Here is a 19,019-nt window from a genome sequence, read left to right on the forward strand (position 1 = left end):
ATGGAAAAATAGGATTAGAACATCGCAAAAATTGGCTCTAAGTTGTGGACTTGTTCTTTAGTTATATAAGGTAGAGTAGCCTAGGAATATGGTTCAAAGGGAATTTGTACTGTGTATTGAAAAGCCGGTGCATATTACTGTAGCCTGAAAAGTCATGTTTGAACGCTATTTCTTTAAAACTTAGGTCGGTAAATAATAGGTCATCAAGTACATCCAGCATTTTGATTTTAATAAAGAGATTGTGGAAAGTAGCTCCAAAATAGGTCTTGCACTCCTTTTGAAGTTGTTTATAATTCTTTCTATATTTCATCGCTAGTTTTGGGACGGAAAGACTTCCGTCCTCTTGGTATTCAATCAGCATTTGTACGATGTATTCAGACTTATACGTGCTGAGGTTGATGATAGATTGCGGAATACCACATTGGTACAATAGGCTAATGGCTTCTGATGATTTTTCTTTTATAAATGCTACCCCGGCAAGCAATACAAGATCAGATGAAGTACTATAATGGTGGTAGATGGGTTTAATTTGGTGTATTAAGGTGTTCTGACTAACTAATAAATGTGGGCTGATAGCTTCTTCGATAGCTTTGACAATATCTTCGCTAATATTCATACTATCGTTTAATTCACCATTAGCATTGTGATGAAGGATAAGTTGCTTTTTATAGTACTTCAGATATTCATCCTGTGAAATTAGGTTGAGCGCCCGGAATAAATCTAGGTAGGCATTTATAAGGGGTTCCAAAAGACTTAATACCTTATCATACCGGTTGAAATTAAGGATTGCATCATTAAAGGGAAGCTGGGAAAACTTCATTACGGCGTCCTCTACTTTTTTGTCAAGCATAGCTGCTAACAGGATGTTCATACAGGTCTGGGTTTAGAGGGAATGTTTCAATATGGGTTACTACCAAATATTGTGTATATTATTTAAAGTTAGGTGCGAAACTTAATATTCGTGAAAGACTGGTCAATATTCGTAAAAGTATGTAGTTGCTTTTGAATCGCAAGTTTTTAGGTCAAAAGCACATTAAAGCTCTTTTTGTGTCAAAATTTTGATTATTTTAGCAATTGAAAATTCACTCAATTTTCTCTAAAAAGCAAATACTCTTTCAACGGGAAGAGTATTTGCTTTTTAGAGAGACAGAGGCAAATTATTCAATAAACGAAAATAGAATCTTTTCTAAAAGATTTACGATGAAGGAACAAGAAGAAACATATAATTTACCTAATGGCTGGAAGCTTGCCAAATTGAATGATATCACCTATATTAACATGGGCCAATCACCACCTTCTCATACATATAATTCTAACGGGAAAGGATTGCCTTTTTTTCAAGGGAAAGCAGAATTTGGGAAACTATACCCTGTAGCATTAAAATATTGTTCCCAACCAATAAAAATTGCTCAGAAAAATGATATTTTGATTTCTGTTAGAGCTCCCATAGGTGCAACAAATATTACTACAGAAAATTGTTGCATTGGAAGGGGGCTAGCAAGTATAAATACATTGGGGAAAATTCCTCCCTTATATATATTGTGGTATTTGCGGTTAATTGAGACTAAAATAATAGACCAGGGAACAGGTTCGATTTTTAAGGCTATTTCAAAAGATACACTAGAGAATATAAATGTACCAGTATCTTCAGTAAAAGAGGCAGAAAGAATAGTTTTTAAGATTGAAGAACTTTTTAGTAAACTTTATGAAGCAGAGGAAGTATTGGAGAAAGCCAAAAAAGCATTAAAAACTTTTAAGCAATCGTTATTAAACCAAGCATTTTCTGGAAATCTCACAACAAAATGGCGTAGAGAAAACATTATAACTGTTTCGGCAAAACAGATAATTGAGGATATAGAAAAGGAACGTCAAACTAACTATGAGTTAGAAATACTAGAGTGGGAAAGTGCTCTAAAGAAGTGGAAAGGGAAAAAAGAGGTACAGAGACCTTCAAAACCAAGTAGGCCAACTGTTCCTGATAAACCAACGGATGAACACACTTATATAAAATGGAACTTACCCGAAGAATGGCAGTGGACGCAACTTGGCTTCATATCATTTGTCACAAAGCTTGCTGGATTTGAGTATACAGAATATGTTACGTACACAGAGAAGGGAGATTTGCCTGTTATCAAAGCTGAAAATGCCGGCCAAGATGGATTTAAAGAGACATTGTATTCAAAAGTGGTATCTGAGTCAGTAGAACATTTAAAAAGATCGCGACTTAATGGTAATGAATTAATAATTGTATTCGTTGGAGCGGGAGTTGGTAATGTAGCAACAATTCCTAAAGGACACAAGTTCTTTCTCGGCCCAAACATAGCATTGGCAAGGCCATATGGTGAAATATATAGCAAATATCTTGAATATTTTTATCAATCACCAAAGGGCAAAAAATTATTGTTGGCATCAGCGAAAGCAGTTGCCCAAGCATCTTTGTCGATGGGAAATATTCGACAAACCCCAATAGCGATTCCTTCCAAAGAGGAACAGCTTGAAGTAATTCAAATAATCGAAAATCAGTTTACACTAGCTAATAATTTAGGGGAAACTGTTGGCACCATTTTAAATGAAATTGTTGCAGTAAAACACTCAATCTTAAAAAAAGCGTTTGAGGGTAGACTTGTTAATTATAGTTCGAGGGAATCTGTAGAAGATTTATTGAAAACCATACAAATGGAAAAAGTGCTGTTTCTTGAAAAGCAAAAAGAACTGACCCAGAGTAAACCCAAGCAAAATATTCAAATGGAAACAAAAAAAACTATTATTGAAATTCTAAAGGAATCTGATATACAAGTATCTGCTCAAGAACTTTGGGAACGATCAACTACCGCGGGGGATATTGAAGCATTCTATAGTGAAATTAAAGATATCTATGACCAGATTGATGAATTTAAATTGGAAAGCGAATCACTTTTAAGCTTAAAAGATGAAAATAAATAGTGTACATATAAGGGGCCGATTTAAAAATCTAGAGAATTTTTATTTCGATTTTGACAAAAACTCTATGGAAACAGTATTGCTGGGTCAAAATGCTACCGGTAAGTCTAACTTTATGGAAGCACTAGTTATCATCTTTAGAGACTTAGATTTAGAAAGAATACCTATTTTACATAAACAAAATCAAACATTTGAATACGTTATCAATTATGACTGTAGAGGAAATAATATAGAGGTAGATTATTCCCTCAAGGGCGGATATGTTTTCACAATCAATGGTGAAAAATTGAGATCAAAAGCACAGTTTTTCAAGAACAAAAGTGTGTATTTACCAAGTCATGTTTTTGTTTACTATTCAGGCTTAAGTGAACGTTTGAGATCATTATATGCAGATCATAAGCTTTTGCAGTTTAAAAAAATGATGGAACCCACCTCTAAATATGGAGATTTTAAAGAAATGCCTCGTATCTTTTTAGTGGAACCCATACATGCTAGTTTTGCCTTAATTGCTTTCTATCTGTTTGATGAAAGAGAGAAAGAGACCATTGACTTTTTAAGGAAGGAACTTAATATAGTAGATTTTGGTTCAGCTCTTTTTATGTTGAAGCAACCAAATTGGTCTAAATCTCGAAAAGGCGAGGATCGCTTTTGGAATACTGCAGGTTTAGTCCGAAGGTTCATTGAAGACTTATGGAATTTCTCTATTGCACCAATGTTCTACACAGAAACAATAAGAGGTGCTTTAAATAAGAGGGAGACATTAAATAGGCTTTTTCTATTCCTGAAAGATAAAGATGCTATTAGGGCGTTTGTTGAAATGAAATATGAAAATAAGATTACACTTTTTAATGCTTTATGTAGTCTTCACTATTCTGAATTAGTAGAAGACCAGGATGTAAGAATTAAAGTTCTAAAAGAACAGGTTGAAGGTGAATTGGCAATGGGTGAATTGAGTGAAGGCGAAAAGCAGTTAATTACTGTTCTTGGCCTACTTAAGTTTACAAAAGATGATGAAGCTTTGATTCTTCTTGACGAACCTGACACACATTTGAATCCGCTATGGAAATGGAAATATCTTGAATTCCTGGAAAATGTAGTTTCCAGGTCTGCTAAAACTCAAATTGTTTTTTGCACTCATGACCCATTGGTTATAGGGGGGATGGAAAAGGAGCAAGTAAGGATATTTAAGAGAAATGTTAGTTATGATACCGAAATAATTGAGCCTGATATAAGTCCTAAAGGTCTAGGAGTAGCTGGTATATTAACCAGTCCTTTGTTTGGACTACCTACAATATTAGATAAAAAAACGCAAGAAAAACTGAACCGTAAAAGGTACTTGCAAGGTCGTTTAATGAGAGAAAAATTGAATGAAGTTGAATACGACGAGTATCAAAGATTAAAAGCTGAATTGGAAAATTTTGGTTTCTATGAAGAAGTTGAAGATAAATGGTTCAAAACTTATTTAGCTGAGATGTCAAAACTGGAAGCTTTTGGCAAAGCTGAACTAACGGAGTCAGAAAAACAACTGCTAGCTGAAGAAAGCCCAAAGGCTGCTGAACGTGTTCTGAAATTAATTCAAAAAGATGGAATAAAATGAGAGTAATAAATCTGTCTGCTTTGAGGGATAAATTTGATAGTCTTGAAGGAAATCACCAGGGTAGCTTTGATGCATGGGTTCAAAAGGCGGAGCAATGTTTAAATGATATCAGCACAATGAATAAAAAGCAGCGAAGCGATTATTGGTCTAAGAATAATATTTGGAGAGAATTATACCCAGCACTATCAGAATTATCAGGCCATAAGTGCTGGTATTCTGAAGCACCAGAAAATGCCAGCGAATGGGAAATTGAACATTTTCGACCTAAAGCTGAATCAAAATCTGAGGACGGGGCAATAATTCTCGAAGATGGTTATTGGTGGCTTTCATACAGTTGGACGAACTTTCGATTAGCCGGTTCCTTAGTAAATAAACTAAGGAGGGATAGATTTGATTCTGGTAATGAAGTTTATGGTAAAGGTAACTTTTTCCCGTTGGACGGTGATGGCCTTGCACAAATAGGAGATGAAGAATGTGATTGCGAAAGACCACTTCTAATTGACCCTGTAAAACCAAGAGATGTGACTTTAATCTCATTTGATCAAAATGGAGACCCATATCCGACATACAATAAAGAAGATAATCCTTTGTATAATAAAAAAGCAAAACTTTCGATAAAATTTTACGGCTTAGATCATACACCACTACGAAGAGGAAGAAGTAAGATTTGGTCAAATTGTGAAATGGCAGTAAGAAAAGCGCACAATTATATAAAGAACAATATTGATGATCCAGTTAGAAGAGACGAAAAAGTAGATGAATGTTTTCTTCTTCTTCATAACTATTCAAAATATACAGAACCATATTCTATGATTGTAAGAAATTTTGTTAGGGAAAAGATTAAAGATGACGAATATAGTTGGCTTAAAGATGTAGAACGAGTATTAGTATAATAAATTAAATAATAATGGCATCAACAAACATATTGGTAGCAAAAATCTGGTCATTTTGTGATACTCTCCGTGATGATGGATTAGGGTATGGAGATTATTTAGAACAGCTTACATATTTACTGTTTCTTAAAATGGCTGATGAAAACAAAAGCCAATATCAGATTCCCAAGGGATGTGATTGGCAAGAATTAATATTAACTAAGCATATTATTGAAACGTATGAATTAATACTAAAAGAGCTGTCGAATTCAGGTGGAATGCTAAGTAAAATATTCTCCGGCGCTTTAAATAAAATACATGATTCAGTTAAACTTAAAAAATTAATCAACCTAATTGATGAAGAAGATTGGACATCCCAGGAAATAGATGTAAAAGGTGAAATTTACGAATCATTATTACAAAAGAATGCTGAGAACAGTGGTGCAGGTCAATATTTCACACCGCGACCAATAATCAGTGCAATGGTTGATTGCTTGCAACCTAAGCCGAAGGAAACAGTTGCAGATCCTTCTTGTGGTACTGGTGGTTTCTTTTTGGGTGTCCTTAATCATTTAAGAAAAACCAAACTAACTAAATCCCAACATGAGTTTTTGAAATTTCATACATTTAAAGGTTGGGAAATTGAAAAATCTACGGCTCGCCTTTGTTTGATGAATCTTTTTCTACATGGAGTTGGTGATTTAAAAGAAACCCCAGAAATTGAAGTTACTGATAGTTTGAAAAGAGCTAGTGGAGAGGTTTCTAAGTCGGAGAAAGTTAATATAGTTCTTGCCAATCCTCCTTTTGGAATAAGTAGTAGTGATATACCAACTACAGATAAAAAACAAGCAGAAAAAGATGGATATTTCCTAAGAAGTGATTTTTGGGTAACCACAAGTAATAAACAGCTTTCATTTCTACAGCATATAGTAACTATGTTAAATGATAATGGAAGAGCAGCTGTTGTTTTACCTGATAATGTACTGTTCGAGGGTGGTGCAGGTGAAACAATTCGAAAAAAAATGCTCGAAGATATCAATCTGCATACAATTCTTAGGCTACCCACTGGTATATTTTATGCTCAGGGAGTAAAATCTAACGTACTTTTTTTTGAGAAAGATATGCAATCTGATAGTCCAGCAACTAAAGAGGTTTGGATTTATGATTACCGGACTAATATCAGGCATACTCCAAAAAAAAACCCATTAAAATATGAGTATTTAGAGGATTTTATAGAATGCTATAAAGTTAATAAGATTGCAGAAAGAAGTGAAACATGGAGCTTAGAAAATGAAACAGGGCGCTGGCGCAGATATTCCTATGAAGAAATAGTTGAAAGAGATAAAACAAACTTAGACATTTTTTGGCTTAAGGATGATAATCTGATTGATTTCGATAATCTTCCTGAGCCAGATGTATTGATTGATGATATTATTGAAAACATCGAAAATGCTTTAGCTAATTTTAGAATGATTAAAGATTCTTTAAACTAAAGAACTAATGTAAGTGACAAAGATAGAAATAGTTTGCTGTTAAAGAAGATGGTCAAAGTCTTTAGCTGTTGGTATTGTATTTAATTTAATATACAGTTGTTAATCCTAGAAGTCGGGGTGTTTGATCTCGACTTCTTATTAAAACATATACGGTTTATGTGACTTTTTCTGGAAACGCATGACACCAAGTTTAATAACTTGGGTCGGGTTGAATTTTTAGGTTGAGATGCCGATTCAATTTCAAAATCACTATACGTAAAGTACTAAAAATGATTTTGTCTTCTATTTTTACATAAATTAGCAGATAGATTTGAAAATTTGAAAGAGATGATCTTTCACCTTATAGGTAATATAATCGGAATATAGAATCAATAAATAGTATTTGTTTTACTATGAATTAGAAGAAATGAATTGTTAAGTGTAAAAATTATATTTATAAACTTTTGATTGGCCATCAAACAAATATAGAAGGGAGAATAAAAATGAGTTTAAATTTAGTAGTTTAATATTGATCAATATAGACAATGGGTTTACTGGAAGCAAGATTCACAATTAGTGGAAAAGATAGAGAAATTCCTTTTACAATTATCGAAGATGATAATTCAAAGGTTTATTTATACTCAATTGTGGATGAAAATGAATATAAATTTCCTCTGACAAATACTGAAGGGTTGTTACGTCTGGTTGGAGATAATCCTTTTGAGGAATCTGATGATATTGTCGATGAGCGGTTAACAGGTCTATCTTCAGATTGGGTGGAAAGTAAGGCCCAAGGATTTGATAGTAGTATAGATTTTGAGCAATTAAAGCAGCCTGGATATGGACCAGATGATATTTTTGTGGAAAACAAACCGTTTTCACTTAGACAAATTTTAGACCTCATAGAGTCCGATGATATTGAATTAACACCTGATTTTCAAAGGAACTTTATATGGGATAAGACTAGACAAAGTAAGCTTATTGAATCTGTGTTATTAGGACTTCCATTGCCTTCCATTTACTTAAGCCAATATGAAGATGGCCGTCTAACGGTAGTCGATGGACTTCAGCGCCTTTCAACGATAAGAGCTTTTTTGAACAATGAACTGAAATTAACAAACTTAGAATATCTCTCCGAATGCAATAACAAGCATTTTTCAGAATTGGAAACTGTTTTGTCTCCTTTGAGATTGAGGAAATTTACACAGACACAAATAATGTGTTTTGTTATTGATTACCGCTCACCAAGTAAATTAAAATTTGACCTTTTTAGAAGACTTAATACTGGAGGAAAGCCTCTTAATAATCAAGAGATTAGAAACTGTCTTTCTAAACCGCAGATACAAATGGTATTGAAGGACATGGTAAACCTTGAAAGTTTCGGAAAAGCTACTGATTATAGTGTGAAAGATGGTAGAATGGATGCAAGAGAAGCAGCATTAAGGTTTCTGTATTTTGATGAGCAATATTCAGTTGAGAATCCAGTAGGCTTCTATAATGGAGATATGGAAGGCACACTTGATGACTTTATCGATGACTTGAACAAATACGATCTTGATGAGCTAAGAAAAAGTATAACTGTTTATAATCGAGCTTTGAAGAACGCTTTCCATTTATTTGGCAGCTATTGTTTTCGAAAAGTTACCAGAGAAACTGTAAGGCAGCGAAGATCGCCAGTCAACAAACTTCTGATGCTTAGTTTTTCCGTGCTTCTTAGCAAGTACGATTATTCGACTGTGACAATGAAATTTAAATATGAAGGGTTGTTAGAGTATTTGGCTGATTATATTTCAGATAATGAACATGTATTTCGTGCAATAACTTGGGGTACGAACGGGAAATGGAATTTAGAAGTAAGCTTTGAGTATTTTGGATTATTTTTAACAAAACACCTAGGGGATGCAGACTATTAACTACAGAATTGCGGGATTTAAATGTTTTGAAGATAAATATTTTGAATTAAAAGATATTACGGTTCTCACAGGAAGCAATGGCACTGGAAAAAGTAGTTTTATACAGGCACTATTACTTTTAAGAAGTGCTATTGAGAAAAATTGTAATGATTCTAAAAGTACAGATTATACCAGTAGTAATTGGAAAAATGCAACAGTTCCGTTGAATGGACCATATTTATTAAGTTTAGGAACCATCAATGACATTTTTAACGAAAATACAAAATTGATAAATCATATTCGGATTGAGTTAGGTCAGGATATTTTTAATATTGACCTTCCTCGTGAAGAAGAGCATAACGAAAGGGTTGTGGTAAATTTAGAATCAGCAGAAGAAAGAGAAGAAATACCTTTCTGGCGCAAGCAAAAGTTCTATTACCTCCACACCGAAAGGTTGGGGCCAAGGTTAGGGATAGATTCATTATATACTGATTTTCCACACTGCCATTATAGAGGTGAAAACACAGCTGAGGTAATTTCAAAACATGGATTATCTTTTAAGATTACTGATGAACGAGAAAATAAAAGTACAAAAAGCTCGTATTTGCAACAACAAGTAGATAGTTGGTTAGCTTTTATATGTCCCGGAACAGCAGGAGTTACCTCAATAGAACAGGATTTTAATCGATATCAGATAAAAATGCGAAGTAGTGCGGCCAAAAGCAGTATCCTAGCTCCCAATATAGGATTTGGAATTAGTTATGCACTTCCTATTATAGTCAATGGGTTAATAGCAGAAAAAGATAGTATTTTCATTATTGAAAATCCGGAGGCACATCTCCACCCAAAAGGCCAATCAAACATGGGTTTTTTTCTGGGTTTAGTAGCATCTTCCGGTGTAAGAATTATTGTTGAAACCCATAGTGAACATATCGTGAATGGGATCAGAAAAGCTTCTTTGAATGAGAATCCACTACTTCCTGAAAATGTTGGAATTTATTTTTTTGAAGAATTATCTAAAAATGAAAACTTAGCAAGAGAGATTAAAATTAGTAAAGTAGGAGATCTTGAAAGTTTTCCCAGAGACTTCTTTGATCAGGTTGGACAGGATATGGCAGAGTTGTTCAAACTAAAACGAGAAGGAAGAAATGGAGGGTAAGCTACTACAATATGTAGAATCCTTTTGCTGGAAGAATAAAGCAGAAGATCGAAGCCTTGCTTTGCAAAATTATAATAAAGCTTTAGATAAAGCTCGTGAAGTAGGGGATAATGTATATTGTCCAGAAACTATGTATAATACTGAAAATCTGGATAATGTATTTCAGTTTATGTACTTTAATGGTTATATGTCATTTGAGATCTTGAAAGGTCATTTTTCTTGGCTAATGGAACCTGATTTTCAGATATTGTTGCAATTATCATACATGATGGGAAGTCCAACTCCTAATTCATCAAATGACTGGACAAGTTTTTCTGCGGAATTTCCTGATTATGCTTGTTCACTGATTGGGATGGAAGATAGTACATGTACACATCCCTTAGTTTATGACGAAGACAGCCATGCACAATTCCACGGCGATTATGTTTCTAGTTTTGACTTTGAAAAGCAAAAGCTTTCATTTAAAATTTTCAAAAAATACTATAAGCCAAAATTGAAGAAGGAAGCCGCGCAGATTAATAGGGCAATCGACCGTAATCAGGTTAACGAAGGCATTCTTAGGCTTGACCCACCTAAGAAAGATCCTAAAGGAATGGCAATACACGGTCAACAGGTCCATGTACATTTAAAAATAGGTAGTAAAGAGTATGCTCTTAACATTGATGGAACATGGAAACATGCTCCAACTGCGAACTCTAAGGATCGAATTTCAGCAGAAATTTGTGAGACCCTCTCTGATTGGGGGTTTATTCTACCTGATGATTATTATACTTAATTCAAACTTTTATTTAAGTACTCATCTTTCAAAAAGCTAATTATTTGTTAAAAAAACTTTTAATATTTGAATATTCTAGTAGTATTTCATATTGATAATTTTATTACTTTTACAATTAGAAATAATTGCTCTTTGATCAAAGTCATTAATCATTTGCAGGTTGATAAAGATATAGAGCGGGTGCCTGAAAACCGGTCATAAAGGAAATGTTATGGCAAATTCATGGCAAATTTGAGCTTTTCGAAACAAATGTACGCCAGTACTGGGTTTATAAGCAAGGTTCAAATCCCTGACTCTCCGCAAACAAGAAATGATAGTTCTTAAAAGGACTTTTTAAATAAGTGATAAAAGTTGTGGCAAATTCGTGGCAGTTTTTTAATCACAAACAAAAAAGTCAATAAACATCGCATATCGGGTGGGTAGGTTCGAGTACCTCACTCTCCGCAAAAAAGCCTTGAATCATTTGATTCAAGGCTTTTTATTTTCATATATCTCTTTTTTATTTTTTTGTTCCAAGATGAATTTTAATATTACACTGTGCTAATTTCAACAAAGAATCATTTGTAACAGCCAAAATAGGAGAACTGCACATTATGAAGTACCAGAAAGTGATTTCTTCTCCATAGAAATATAATATTTTTGTAGGGCAGGTCTTATTTATCATCTTTATTTAAATATATTTGAGTATAAAACTTATAAGGCTAAGCTTATATGACACAACCCCTATTATTTTTCTCAACCGGATACTTTATCTATATTGGCCGTGCTATTGACACTGTTGTTCACGAGCATCATGCAATACAGATTGCTATAAGTCTTGATAATGAAATAGAGGTGATATCATCCGGCTCTGTTATGAAATATAAGGCTGTTGTCATTAATTCTGATGAATCGCATGAATGCAGAACCTATGATAATACATTCTTATTGATTAATATTGATCCTGAATGTAAAATTGGGACGGGTCTTAAAAAAACTTATTTGTCAGGACAAAAAATCACACGATTACCTGAATCAACCGTGGAAGAATTATTGGAGGATATCAAACCGCTGCTGGAAAGTAATATGTCGGTTGATCCACTTTTCAATACAATACTTCAATTTCTTCAGAAGCTATCAAATACTGATGAAACCAAAGAAATGGATGAAAGGATCGTCAAGGTTCTGGAGATTCTGAAGCAGCCCGGAATTGAGCCTCTGAAGATTGAGAATTTATCATCTGCAGTCTATCTTTCTCCAGGCAGGCTGATTCATTTATTTACAGAACAGGTGGGTATTCCTATGAGGAAGTATATTCTGTGGGCGAGACTTTTAAGGGCATTACAATATATTTTTGATGGCCATAATCTCACAGATTCGGCTCTGGAATCTGGTTTTTCAGATGCTCCACATTTCAACCGTACCTTCAGGAGGATGTTTGGGCAGTCACCTACATTGTTGTTGCAGAATAGCCAAATCATACAAGCGTATATAAAATAGCTGCAGCATCTTTGCCTATATAATCTAAATCTAATATTATGTTTGCCATTAACCATGCTGCAACAGCTTTGTTGATTAAAAAAAACAACCCCAAACTGCCACTGTTCCCGCTGTTGGTTTCCGTACAGCTTGTAGAAGTATGCTGGGTATTTTTCAACTATCTGGGTTGGGAACACTTTTCAATTTCCGGGGGTAGGGTACATCTTGACTTTCTGCCGTATTCACATTCTATTTTTTCAGGAATTGCTGCTGCGGTACTTTCATTTTGTGTGATCAACTGGGGGTATAAAAACAGAAAACTAGCGCTGGCATTTGCTATTGGAGTTCTGTCTCATGTTGTCATTGATGTGATTTTTCATGAGAAGGATATTCAGCTTTCGCCCTTTTCTGCCAAACCGGTTTTAGGACTCGGAATTCTAGATTATCCTATTCTGAATTTCATTATTGAACTTGCCTATGGGATATTCTGCTGGTGGTATTTTAAAGGAAATAAAGCATTGCTTTGGGTAATTATTATATTCAATGTCCTTGATCTACCAATGATGCTGGCACACGGGGATACATTAGCTCCTTTTGTCAGATATCCTTTCATTTTACCTTCAGTTATCCTATTTCAGATCCTTATTACATGGTATTTTGTTTACCGGTATGCCAATTCAAAAAATGATAAGAACAGCCGCCCTGCCATTGGTGAAATTTAATCATCCAGTAATTTATGAGAATGTTTCCCGTTAGAAAAAATTAAATAATAAAAGCATCACAAATTTAGTGAAGCTTTTATTATTCTTCCTGCCAGATTAATCATGATACCATTTCTTTTTTAATAATAAACTTGCTTTTACAAGAAGTATTAGCACCGGAACTTCTACCAAAGGGCCAATCACTCCTACAAATGCCTGTGGAGAATGGATTCCGAAGACAGAGATTGCAACAGCAATGGCCAGTTCAAAATTGTTTCCGGTGGCTGTAAAGGCTATAGATGCATTTTTATCATAAGGTATTTTTAATGACTTATTGATCATAAAACTCACGAAAAACATCAGAATAAAATAGATCATCAGGGGGAGCGCTACTTTAATTACATCTGCAGGCAGTTCCAGTATTTTTGAGCCTTTTAGGCTAAACATCAGTATGATTGTAAACAATAAAGCATACAGCGTAACGGGTGATATTTTTGGAATGAATTTTCTGTTGTACCATTCCTCTCCTTTAGATTTTATCAGAAAATAACGACTGAGAAAACCCGCTAAAAAAGGAATTCCAAGGTATATAAGGACACTTTCAGTAATATCTTTCACAGACACATTTACATTGAAATTGGCCAGACCTAATTGAGTGGGCAGTACATTAATAAATAACCACACCATAAAGCTGTATGTAAACACCTGAAAGATACTGTTTAAGGCAACCAACAACGCCGCATATTCTCTGTTTCCTTTGGCCAGATCATTCCAGACGATGACCATAGCAATACATCTTGCCAGCCCGATAAGAATCAGACCTGCCATATAATCAGGTTCATTCCTTAAAAAGAGGATCGCGAGACCGAACATCAGAGTAGGACCAATAATCCAATTGAGCAATAAAGAAACCCCAATTACTTTTTTATCTTTAAATACCAATGGCAGAAGAGAATAGTCAACTTTTGCCAATGGGGGATACATCATAAGAATGAGTCCTATTGCCAGAGGAATATTGGTAGTTCCTACAGACTGGGAATTGATGAGGTTAGGAATAGAAGGAAACAAATGTCCCAAAGAAATCCCAAAACCCATCGCAATGAATATCCATAACGTGAGATAACGATCCAGAAACTTTAATCTTGGCTGCATGATTATTTTTTGATTTTAGAAAAAACATAGAACATTTCTTCTGCAATTTGTAAGCTTCGCTTTGTATATACACCTGTTTGTTCAGGGGTGTTGTCTGAAACTTTTGGGTCTTCAAATGTGATAGGAATTCTTTTTTCTGCTCCGGGGATGAACGGACATCCGCCATCTGCCTGCGAACAGGTCATAATTGCTGCAAATCCGGAAACGGGATTGAAAGGACTGTCATATTTTTTTGAAAAACCTATAACGGGGAGGGTATTGTCATCATATTTTATGGCATATATGGGATTATCTGAAATTGCAATACTGAATACTGTAAAACCCTGCTCAGCTAAAGTTTCTGCTATCTTGGGGAATAATGCCGTTGTTTCCGTACCTCCGGAGTAGCTATGAACTCCCGGGATCGTAAAAAAAGCAGCCGCTGCCTGTGCCCAAACCTGCGTCAAATGACTACGGCGCGAATTGTGCGTGCAGATAAAATTCAGATTGACTTCTTTTCCCTCATTTACTTTTTGCTGAATGTAGCTAATCAATGGTTCCAGAATCTCTTTTCTGCTGGTCTCTATATTTTCCCATTGTAAAGATTGAACCGTGTTTAATAATTCTTGATACATCTATCTATTTTATAAGGTTTAATTAGCAGCAGCCTGAAGCCGGATTACAAGCTGATGTTGGGTTTGCAGACAATTCAGAAAGATTTTTCTTTTGTTTTTCAGAAGGAATTCCGCATGCTTCCTGAGCAAGACAGGCTGTTGTTTTGTTTTTCAGGACAAAATTTTTACCGTTAAATTCCAGATCATATTTACCGATAGTTTCTCCCTGATATTCTACTTCAATTTCTGAATTTTCTATTCCCAGTTTTTCTTCAGAAAGTTGAATGATATGCAGCAGTTTTCCCGGTTTCAGACGGTGTTCATAATCATCAGCATCCCATAGCTGAAAGTTGACCGCCTTTTCATTTCGGATTACACCGCCACAATCTATGAAGTTTTTTGTAATCTGACCTACTTCTGTTACATGGAAATGCTCAGGTACAAAAGTGCCGTTTTCCAATTGAAATTCTACATTTTCCAGTGTCGGAAGGATTTTTTTGATTTCGGATAGTTTCATTAGATTAAAATTTATTAGTGTTATATTGCAATATTACGATTATGTTGTTCAAAAAAAATGCCTTAACAGCATTGTTTTATCGTAACATCCTGATTAAAAAACAGGTTGAATTCGTTTTGAAATTGTTTCCAGGTACTTTCATTAATACAGTAGCATACTGATTTTCCTTCAATTGAACCTTTGATGATTCCGATATTCTTCAGCTCTTTTAAATGTTGCGAGATAGTAGCCTGAGCCAAACCAAGCTCTTCAACCAAATCATTACAGATGCATGCCTTTTGATTAATAATATATTGTAAAATAGCTATTCTGGCAGGATGTCCCAAAACTTTAAGAAGGGAAGCTAATCTGTTTTGTTCGTCAGTATAGATTTCTGTTTTAGTAACTCCCATTATTTTTTTTTATTTTAATATTGCAATATTACGATATTAAAATATGATAAACATGAAAAACTTAATTAATTTTAGCGATTTGTTTTTAAGTATCTGATTTGCAGTTATTTAAAATTATTGATAAGTTGTAATGTCGAAAATAAAAAAGATGAAACAGGGATATGCTTCATCTTTTGATTTGTTTTATGGTAAACTAATCTTTTTGCCTTGTTCCGGGAAAATATAATTTACTTTTAAAGGATTGTTTTTCAAGAGTTCCTTTTTGATAAGTTCAGGGTTATCACCAGTTGGTTTTCTATGGGTAATTACAATACTGAGGCTTTCAAGGCTGCTTTGTCCTGTCTTTTCTTTCAGTTTGCTTAATTCTTCAATCAACAGATTAGGAGTAAGGTGGCCAAACAGCAGATGTTCAGGCTGGCTGTTTGGGAAAGAAACTTCTATTAATATGGTGTTCAGCTGTCTTTTTTTAACAAGAGGAGCGATAGTATTCCAAAGGAGATCAAGACGGTCGGACTTTTCGATGCGGTCAGCACCTGTATCGCCCAGATAAAGAAGATAATGATCATCTCTTCTTACCAGTGCAGCACTGCTTTTATAAGGATTTACATGGCTCAGTTCATATCCTGTTATAAAAAACGGAGTTTTGTGAGCCGGGATTTCAGTTCCTTCCTGAAGTTCATTATAATGGTATTTTCCAAGGATAGGTTTTTGACCCTGATCGGCAAAATTAATCCAGGTATCCGTGATGAAATAGTGATTTTGTAAAATCTGAATCACCGGAGCTATAGCGAAAATATCCTTTTTAGAATCTGCCGGAGAATTGATGATAAGCCCTGATAAATGATCCAAATGACCATGGGATACAAAATATCCTTTTATCTGATCATTGAGAACTGTTTCTGCAGATCCGTCAAGACTTTTCAGTTGAATAGCTTTTCGTATTCCTGCATTTACGGTACCGGCATCAAGGCAGAGAAATGCATTGTTTTTCGGAGCGCCTACCAGATAGGCTGATAAATTGTCTTCCTGCTCTCCACCATAAATCCCTAAGGGAATGACATCAAAATTTTGTGCATGGCAAATAATATTCAGAAGAAGAGCTAATAAAGAAACTGCTGTTTTTTTCATAATACTTACACTGGAAACCATCCTTTACTTGATGGACAGAGCAAATTTACGTTATTTTTGGCGACTGCCTTTCAGTTGTATTAACAAATAGAGCATAATTCGGGTAAGTATTTTAAAATCTGACTAGATAATACTTTGTCTTATAAATGAATAAAGCCCGCCGAACAATCAGCAGACTTTTCTATTTGGAAAATTATTTTATTGCGGTTGCTGCTGCGTTACACAATGTACCATTCCGCCATTGGCAAATAAATTACGGCAGTCTATTCCAACAACCTGTTTACCGGGATACAGCTGTTGGATAATATTGTTGGCAACGGCATCATTCGGATCATTATAATTAGGGACCAATACGCGGTTGTTTGCGATGTAATAATTGATGTAAGAAGCACGGCCTACATTTTTTCCGTAAGTGGTTATCACATCATTTCTTGTTAACGGAACTTTTACAAACTGGTAAGGAGAACCATTTTTTGCAGTAGCATCATATAATTTATCAATGTCGCCGTCAGGAACCTGCCAGTAGTTAAGATCATCAGGATTCATTGTGATAATAGTAGATGAATTTGCAAATCGGGCAAAACCGTCAATATGCATATCGGTGATATCAAGACCCGCTTTTCCATTCAGCCAGATAAATTTAGTTACGCCTAGGTTTTTGGTAAAAATAGCTTCTGCCTGTTGTTGCGTCATCCCAGGATTTCTGTTGTTATTAAGGATGGAACTTTTACAGGCCATCAATACTCCGTTTCCGTCAATTTCTACACTTCCGCCTTCATTGATCATCACAGAATTGAGGTTGATTTTAGGTATATTGGTGTCTGTCGCTATTTTTGAAGGAATTGCATTACACCTGCTGTAATCGGCTTTGTTACCCCAGCCGTTAAATCCCCAGTCCTGAATGTATAGCTGGCCATTTTGATCCTTTACATAAATGGGGCCATTATCTCTTACCCAAAAATCATCTGTCTGATAAAGCTTGAAATTGATATTGGTAAGGGGAACTCCTGCATTGTTTAATAACCCTGTGATACGAGCTTTTTCTATACTGTCGTAAGCAATGATATGAACTTTTTCACTTTGTACAAGTTCTTTGGTCATTGCTACCCAGGTTGCATCCAATCGGTTACGGTAAGTCGTTCCATACTGATAATGGTGAGGCCATTGAAGCCATGTTCCTTCGTGTGGAGCTGATTCTTCAGGCATTTTGTAAGCAGCAGCACCGGGATTTGTTGTATCTGGAGGTTCTGGTAATTGTGTCTGAGAACAGGAAAGTAAAATAGCTGGTAATAACAGTGACATGATTTTCTTTTTTTGCATAATTGGTTGATTTTTAACAGGGCAAAATTAGATCGATAAAAATGTGAAAACTTGTCCCAAATTGACAACTTACTTCAAAGGCAGTAAAATATAAGTTAACTGATTTTCCTGTTTATCTTCATTGTCAGCATGTCTTTCGTACTTTTCTATGATAGGAGCGTGTGAAAATTCAAGACCGGAATTAAAAATCCAGCGAGAATAGATTTTAGTATATGTTTCGTCTATTGTTTCATAGCTGCCTGTATGGGTAAAGCGGGCATATTTCCCTCCGAATATTGTTTTTGAAGGCAGCTTTTTGTTGATAGACTGTACAGAAGAACATGCATCATACCGGCAGTTGATTTCTGTTTTAATCAAGGGTTCGTCTGCTATTACGCCAAAATATTCTGTTCCGGAATCGGGAAACTTATTTTCCATAAATTTTTCCCACAGTACTTCAATTTCTTCGTTGTTATAATAGGTTTTAATACTCTGATAGTATACCTGCAATGATTTAAGATAGACAATCTCCGGCTCCAGCAGTTCATCAGATGTTATCGGAATGATCTCGTCTTCACATAAAAGTTTTTCCTTACTTAATCTTGCTGCTTTTGGAGAAATCCCGAAATGCTGTTTAAAAGCTTTGGAAAAAGAAGCGATATTGGAAAAACCTACTTCAATAGCAATAGAGGTGAGATTTTCCTGGGTATAAAGAATCCGTTTATAAGCATTTTCTACCTTTAATCTTTGCTGAAAAGCACCTATTGTTTCTCCGCAGCTGTACTTAAAAATACGCTGGATATTCCGGTAAGAATAATGTGAGATATCTTCCAGTTCCTTTACAGAAACAGGCCGGTCATAATTCTTTTCCATGAAATTGATAACTCTGTAAATAGAATTCAGGTTGTCTTCCATAAGCTTTGAAATTTTCAGAAATAAACAGCTGGAAATAATTTACAAATAAAAGAAATAAAAAAATGTCTTAGCAATATTGTATTTTAGCTTTCGGTAAAAATAAATTTCAGCATAAAAATTTTTGCCATTTTAAAAACCAAAAACCGACCAAAAAACT

Annotated in this window: 17 protein-coding genes; 9 read left to right on the forward strand and 8 right to left on the reverse strand. The window is 34.9% G+C overall.

What is annotated here, in order from left to right:
* Window positions 1-61: 61 nt before the first annotated feature.
* A complete protein-coding gene (locus ACTJIP_RS08965; protein ID WP_440704446.1) occupies window positions 62-871 on the reverse strand; it encodes a helix-turn-helix domain-containing protein in 810 nt (269 codons plus the stop codon).
* A gap of 329 nt (window positions 872-1,200) precedes the next feature.
* Here ACTJIP_RS08965 and ACTJIP_RS08970 point away from each other — a divergent pair, with 329 nt between their 5' ends.
* The 9 genes from ACTJIP_RS08970 (at window position 1,201) to ACTJIP_RS09010 (ending at window position 12,887) form a co-directional block, all read left to right on the forward strand.
* Complete coding sequence (locus ACTJIP_RS08970) at window positions 1,201-2,943, forward strand: restriction endonuclease subunit S (RefSeq protein WP_440704447.1); 1,743 nt, start codon at window positions 1,201-1,203, stop codon at window positions 2,941-2,943.
* Window positions 2,930-4,537: an AAA family ATPase gene (locus ACTJIP_RS08975; RefSeq protein ID WP_440704448.1), complete on the forward strand. Its 1,608-nt coding sequence runs from the start codon at window positions 2,930-2,932 to the stop codon at window positions 4,535-4,537. The genes ACTJIP_RS08970 and ACTJIP_RS08975 overlap by 14 nt, the downstream gene beginning before the upstream one ends.
* Window positions 4,534-5,430, forward strand: a complete 897-nt coding sequence (locus tag ACTJIP_RS08980) for a hypothetical protein (protein ID WP_440704449.1) — start codon at window positions 4,534-4,536, stop codon at window positions 5,428-5,430. Before ACTJIP_RS08975 ends, ACTJIP_RS08980 begins: the two co-directional genes overlap by 4 nt.
* A gap of 14 nt (window positions 5,431-5,444) precedes the next feature.
* Complete coding sequence (locus tag ACTJIP_RS08985) at window positions 5,445-6,902, forward strand: type I restriction-modification system subunit M (protein ID WP_440704450.1); 1,458 nt, start codon at window positions 5,445-5,447, stop codon at window positions 6,900-6,902.
* A 524-nt stretch (window positions 6,903-7,426) separates the two neighbouring features.
* Window positions 7,427-8,794: a DUF262 domain-containing protein gene (locus ACTJIP_RS08990; protein ID WP_440704451.1), complete on the forward strand. Its 1,368-nt coding sequence runs from the start codon at window positions 7,427-7,429 to the stop codon at window positions 8,792-8,794.
* Complete coding sequence (locus ACTJIP_RS08995; protein ID WP_440704452.1) at window positions 8,781-9,932, forward strand: AAA family ATPase; 1,152 nt, start codon at window positions 8,781-8,783, stop codon at window positions 9,930-9,932. Before ACTJIP_RS08990 ends, ACTJIP_RS08995 begins: the two co-directional genes overlap by 14 nt.
* Entirely contained in the window at window positions 9,922-10,707 is a 786-nt protein-coding gene (locus ACTJIP_RS09000; protein WP_440704453.1) for a hypothetical protein, read from the forward strand. The genes ACTJIP_RS08995 and ACTJIP_RS09000 overlap by 11 nt, the downstream gene beginning before the upstream one ends.
* A 711-nt stretch (window positions 10,708-11,418) precedes the next feature.
* Window positions 11,419-12,186 carry a helix-turn-helix transcriptional regulator gene (locus ACTJIP_RS09005; RefSeq protein WP_440704454.1) on the forward strand — a complete coding sequence of 256 codons (768 nt, stop codon included), beginning with the start codon at window positions 11,419-11,421 and terminating at the stop codon, window positions 12,184-12,186.
* A 38-nt stretch (window positions 12,187-12,224) separates the two neighbouring features.
* The gene (locus ACTJIP_RS09010) at window positions 12,225-12,887 is read left to right on the forward strand and encodes a hypothetical protein (protein ID WP_077414812.1); all 663 of its coding nucleotides are present in this window, start codon (window positions 12,225-12,227) and stop codon (window positions 12,885-12,887) included.
* A gap of 96 nt (window positions 12,888-12,983) precedes the next feature.
* On the opposite strand, the gene arsB is transcribed toward ACTJIP_RS09010, so the two are convergent.
* The 7 genes from arsB to ACTJIP_RS09045 form a co-directional block, all read right to left on the reverse strand.
* Complete coding sequence (arsB, locus tag ACTJIP_RS09015) at window positions 12,984-14,018, reverse strand: ACR3 family arsenite efflux transporter (RefSeq protein ID WP_077414810.1); 1,035 nt, start codon at window positions 14,016-14,018, stop codon at window positions 12,984-12,986.
* Between the two features lie 2 nt (window positions 14,019-14,020).
* Window positions 14,021-14,632 carry a protein-tyrosine-phosphatase gene (locus tag ACTJIP_RS09020; RefSeq protein ID WP_077414808.1) on the reverse strand — a complete coding sequence of 204 codons (612 nt, stop codon included), beginning with the start codon at window positions 14,630-14,632 and terminating at the stop codon, window positions 14,021-14,023.
* A gap of 22 nt (window positions 14,633-14,654) precedes the next feature.
* On the reverse strand, window positions 14,655-15,128 hold the full coding sequence (locus ACTJIP_RS09025; protein ID WP_077414806.1) for a DUF6428 family protein: 474 nt from the start codon (window positions 15,126-15,128) through the stop codon (window positions 14,655-14,657).
* Between the two features lie 62 nt (window positions 15,129-15,190).
* Window positions 15,191-15,520, reverse strand: a complete 330-nt coding sequence (locus ACTJIP_RS09030) for an ArsR/SmtB family transcription factor (RefSeq protein ID WP_047384082.1) — start codon at window positions 15,518-15,520, stop codon at window positions 15,191-15,193.
* A 183-nt stretch (window positions 15,521-15,703) separates the two neighbouring features.
* Entirely contained in the window at window positions 15,704-16,648 is a 945-nt protein-coding gene (locus ACTJIP_RS09035) for an MBL fold metallo-hydrolase (protein WP_440704455.1), read from the reverse strand.
* A 198-nt stretch (window positions 16,649-16,846) separates the two neighbouring features.
* Window positions 16,847-17,968, reverse strand: a complete 1,122-nt coding sequence (locus ACTJIP_RS09040; protein ID WP_077414804.1) for an agmatine deiminase family protein — start codon at window positions 17,966-17,968, stop codon at window positions 16,847-16,849.
* 69 nt (window positions 17,969-18,037) lie between these two features.
* On the reverse strand, window positions 18,038-18,862 hold the full coding sequence (locus ACTJIP_RS09045) for an AraC family transcriptional regulator (RefSeq protein ID WP_440704456.1): 825 nt from the start codon (window positions 18,860-18,862) through the stop codon (window positions 18,038-18,040).
* Window positions 18,863-19,019 lie beyond the last annotated feature (157 nt).

The organism is Chryseobacterium sp. 22543 (assembly GCF_052044565.1).
Taxonomy (GTDB): Bacteria; Bacteroidota; Bacteroidia; order Flavobacteriales; family Weeksellaceae; genus Chryseobacterium.

Coding starts and splice junctions, on each gene's coding strand:
- ACTJIP_RS09010 (WP_077414812.1), top strand. CDS start 12,225: ATGTTTGCCATTAACCATGCTGCAACAGCTTTGTTGATTAAAAAAAAC.
- ACTJIP_RS09020 (WP_077414808.1), bottom strand. CDS start 14,632: ATGTATCAAGAATTATTAAACACGGTTCAATCTTTACAATGGGAAAAT.
- ACTJIP_RS09030 (WP_047384082.1), bottom strand. CDS start 15,520: ATGGGAGTTACTAAAACAGAAATCTATACTGACGAACAAAACAGATTA.
- ACTJIP_RS08990 (WP_440704451.1), top strand. CDS start 7,427: ATGGGTTTACTGGAAGCAAGATTCACAATTAGTGGAAAAGATAGAGAA.
- arsB (WP_077414810.1), bottom strand. CDS start 14,018: ATGCAGCCAAGATTAAAGTTTCTGGATCGTTATCTCACGTTATGGATA.
- ACTJIP_RS09040 (WP_077414804.1), bottom strand. CDS start 17,968: ATGCAAAAAAAGAAAATCATGTCACTGTTATTACCAGCTATTTTACTT.
- ACTJIP_RS09000 (WP_440704453.1), top strand. CDS start 9,922: ATGGAGGGTAAGCTACTACAATATGTAGAATCCTTTTGCTGGAAGAAT.
- ACTJIP_RS09035 (WP_440704455.1), bottom strand. CDS start 16,648: ATGAAAAAAACAGCAGTTTCTTTATTAGCTCTTCTTCTGAATATTATT.
- ACTJIP_RS08965 (WP_440704446.1), bottom strand. CDS start 871: ATGAACATCCTGTTAGCAGCTATGCTTGACAAAAAAGTAGAGGACGCC.
- ACTJIP_RS09025 (WP_077414806.1), bottom strand. CDS start 15,128: ATGAAACTATCCGAAATCAAAAAAATCCTTCCGACACTGGAAAATGTA.
- ACTJIP_RS09005 (WP_440704454.1), top strand. CDS start 11,419: ATGACACAACCCCTATTATTTTTCTCAACCGGATACTTTATCTATATT.
- ACTJIP_RS09045 (WP_440704456.1), bottom strand. CDS start 18,862: ATGGAAGACAACCTGAATTCTATTTACAGAGTTATCAATTTCATGGAA.
- ACTJIP_RS08975 (WP_440704448.1), top strand. CDS start 2,930: ATGAAAATAAATAGTGTACATATAAGGGGCCGATTTAAAAATCTAGAG.
- ACTJIP_RS08970 (WP_440704447.1), top strand. CDS start 1,201: ATGAAGGAACAAGAAGAAACATATAATTTACCTAATGGCTGGAAGCTT.
- ACTJIP_RS08980 (WP_440704449.1), top strand. CDS start 4,534: ATGAGAGTAATAAATCTGTCTGCTTTGAGGGATAAATTTGATAGTCTT.
- ACTJIP_RS08995 (WP_440704452.1), top strand. CDS start 8,781: ATGCAGACTATTAACTACAGAATTGCGGGATTTAAATGTTTTGAAGAT.
- ACTJIP_RS08985 (WP_440704450.1), top strand. CDS start 5,445: ATGGCATCAACAAACATATTGGTAGCAAAAATCTGGTCATTTTGTGAT.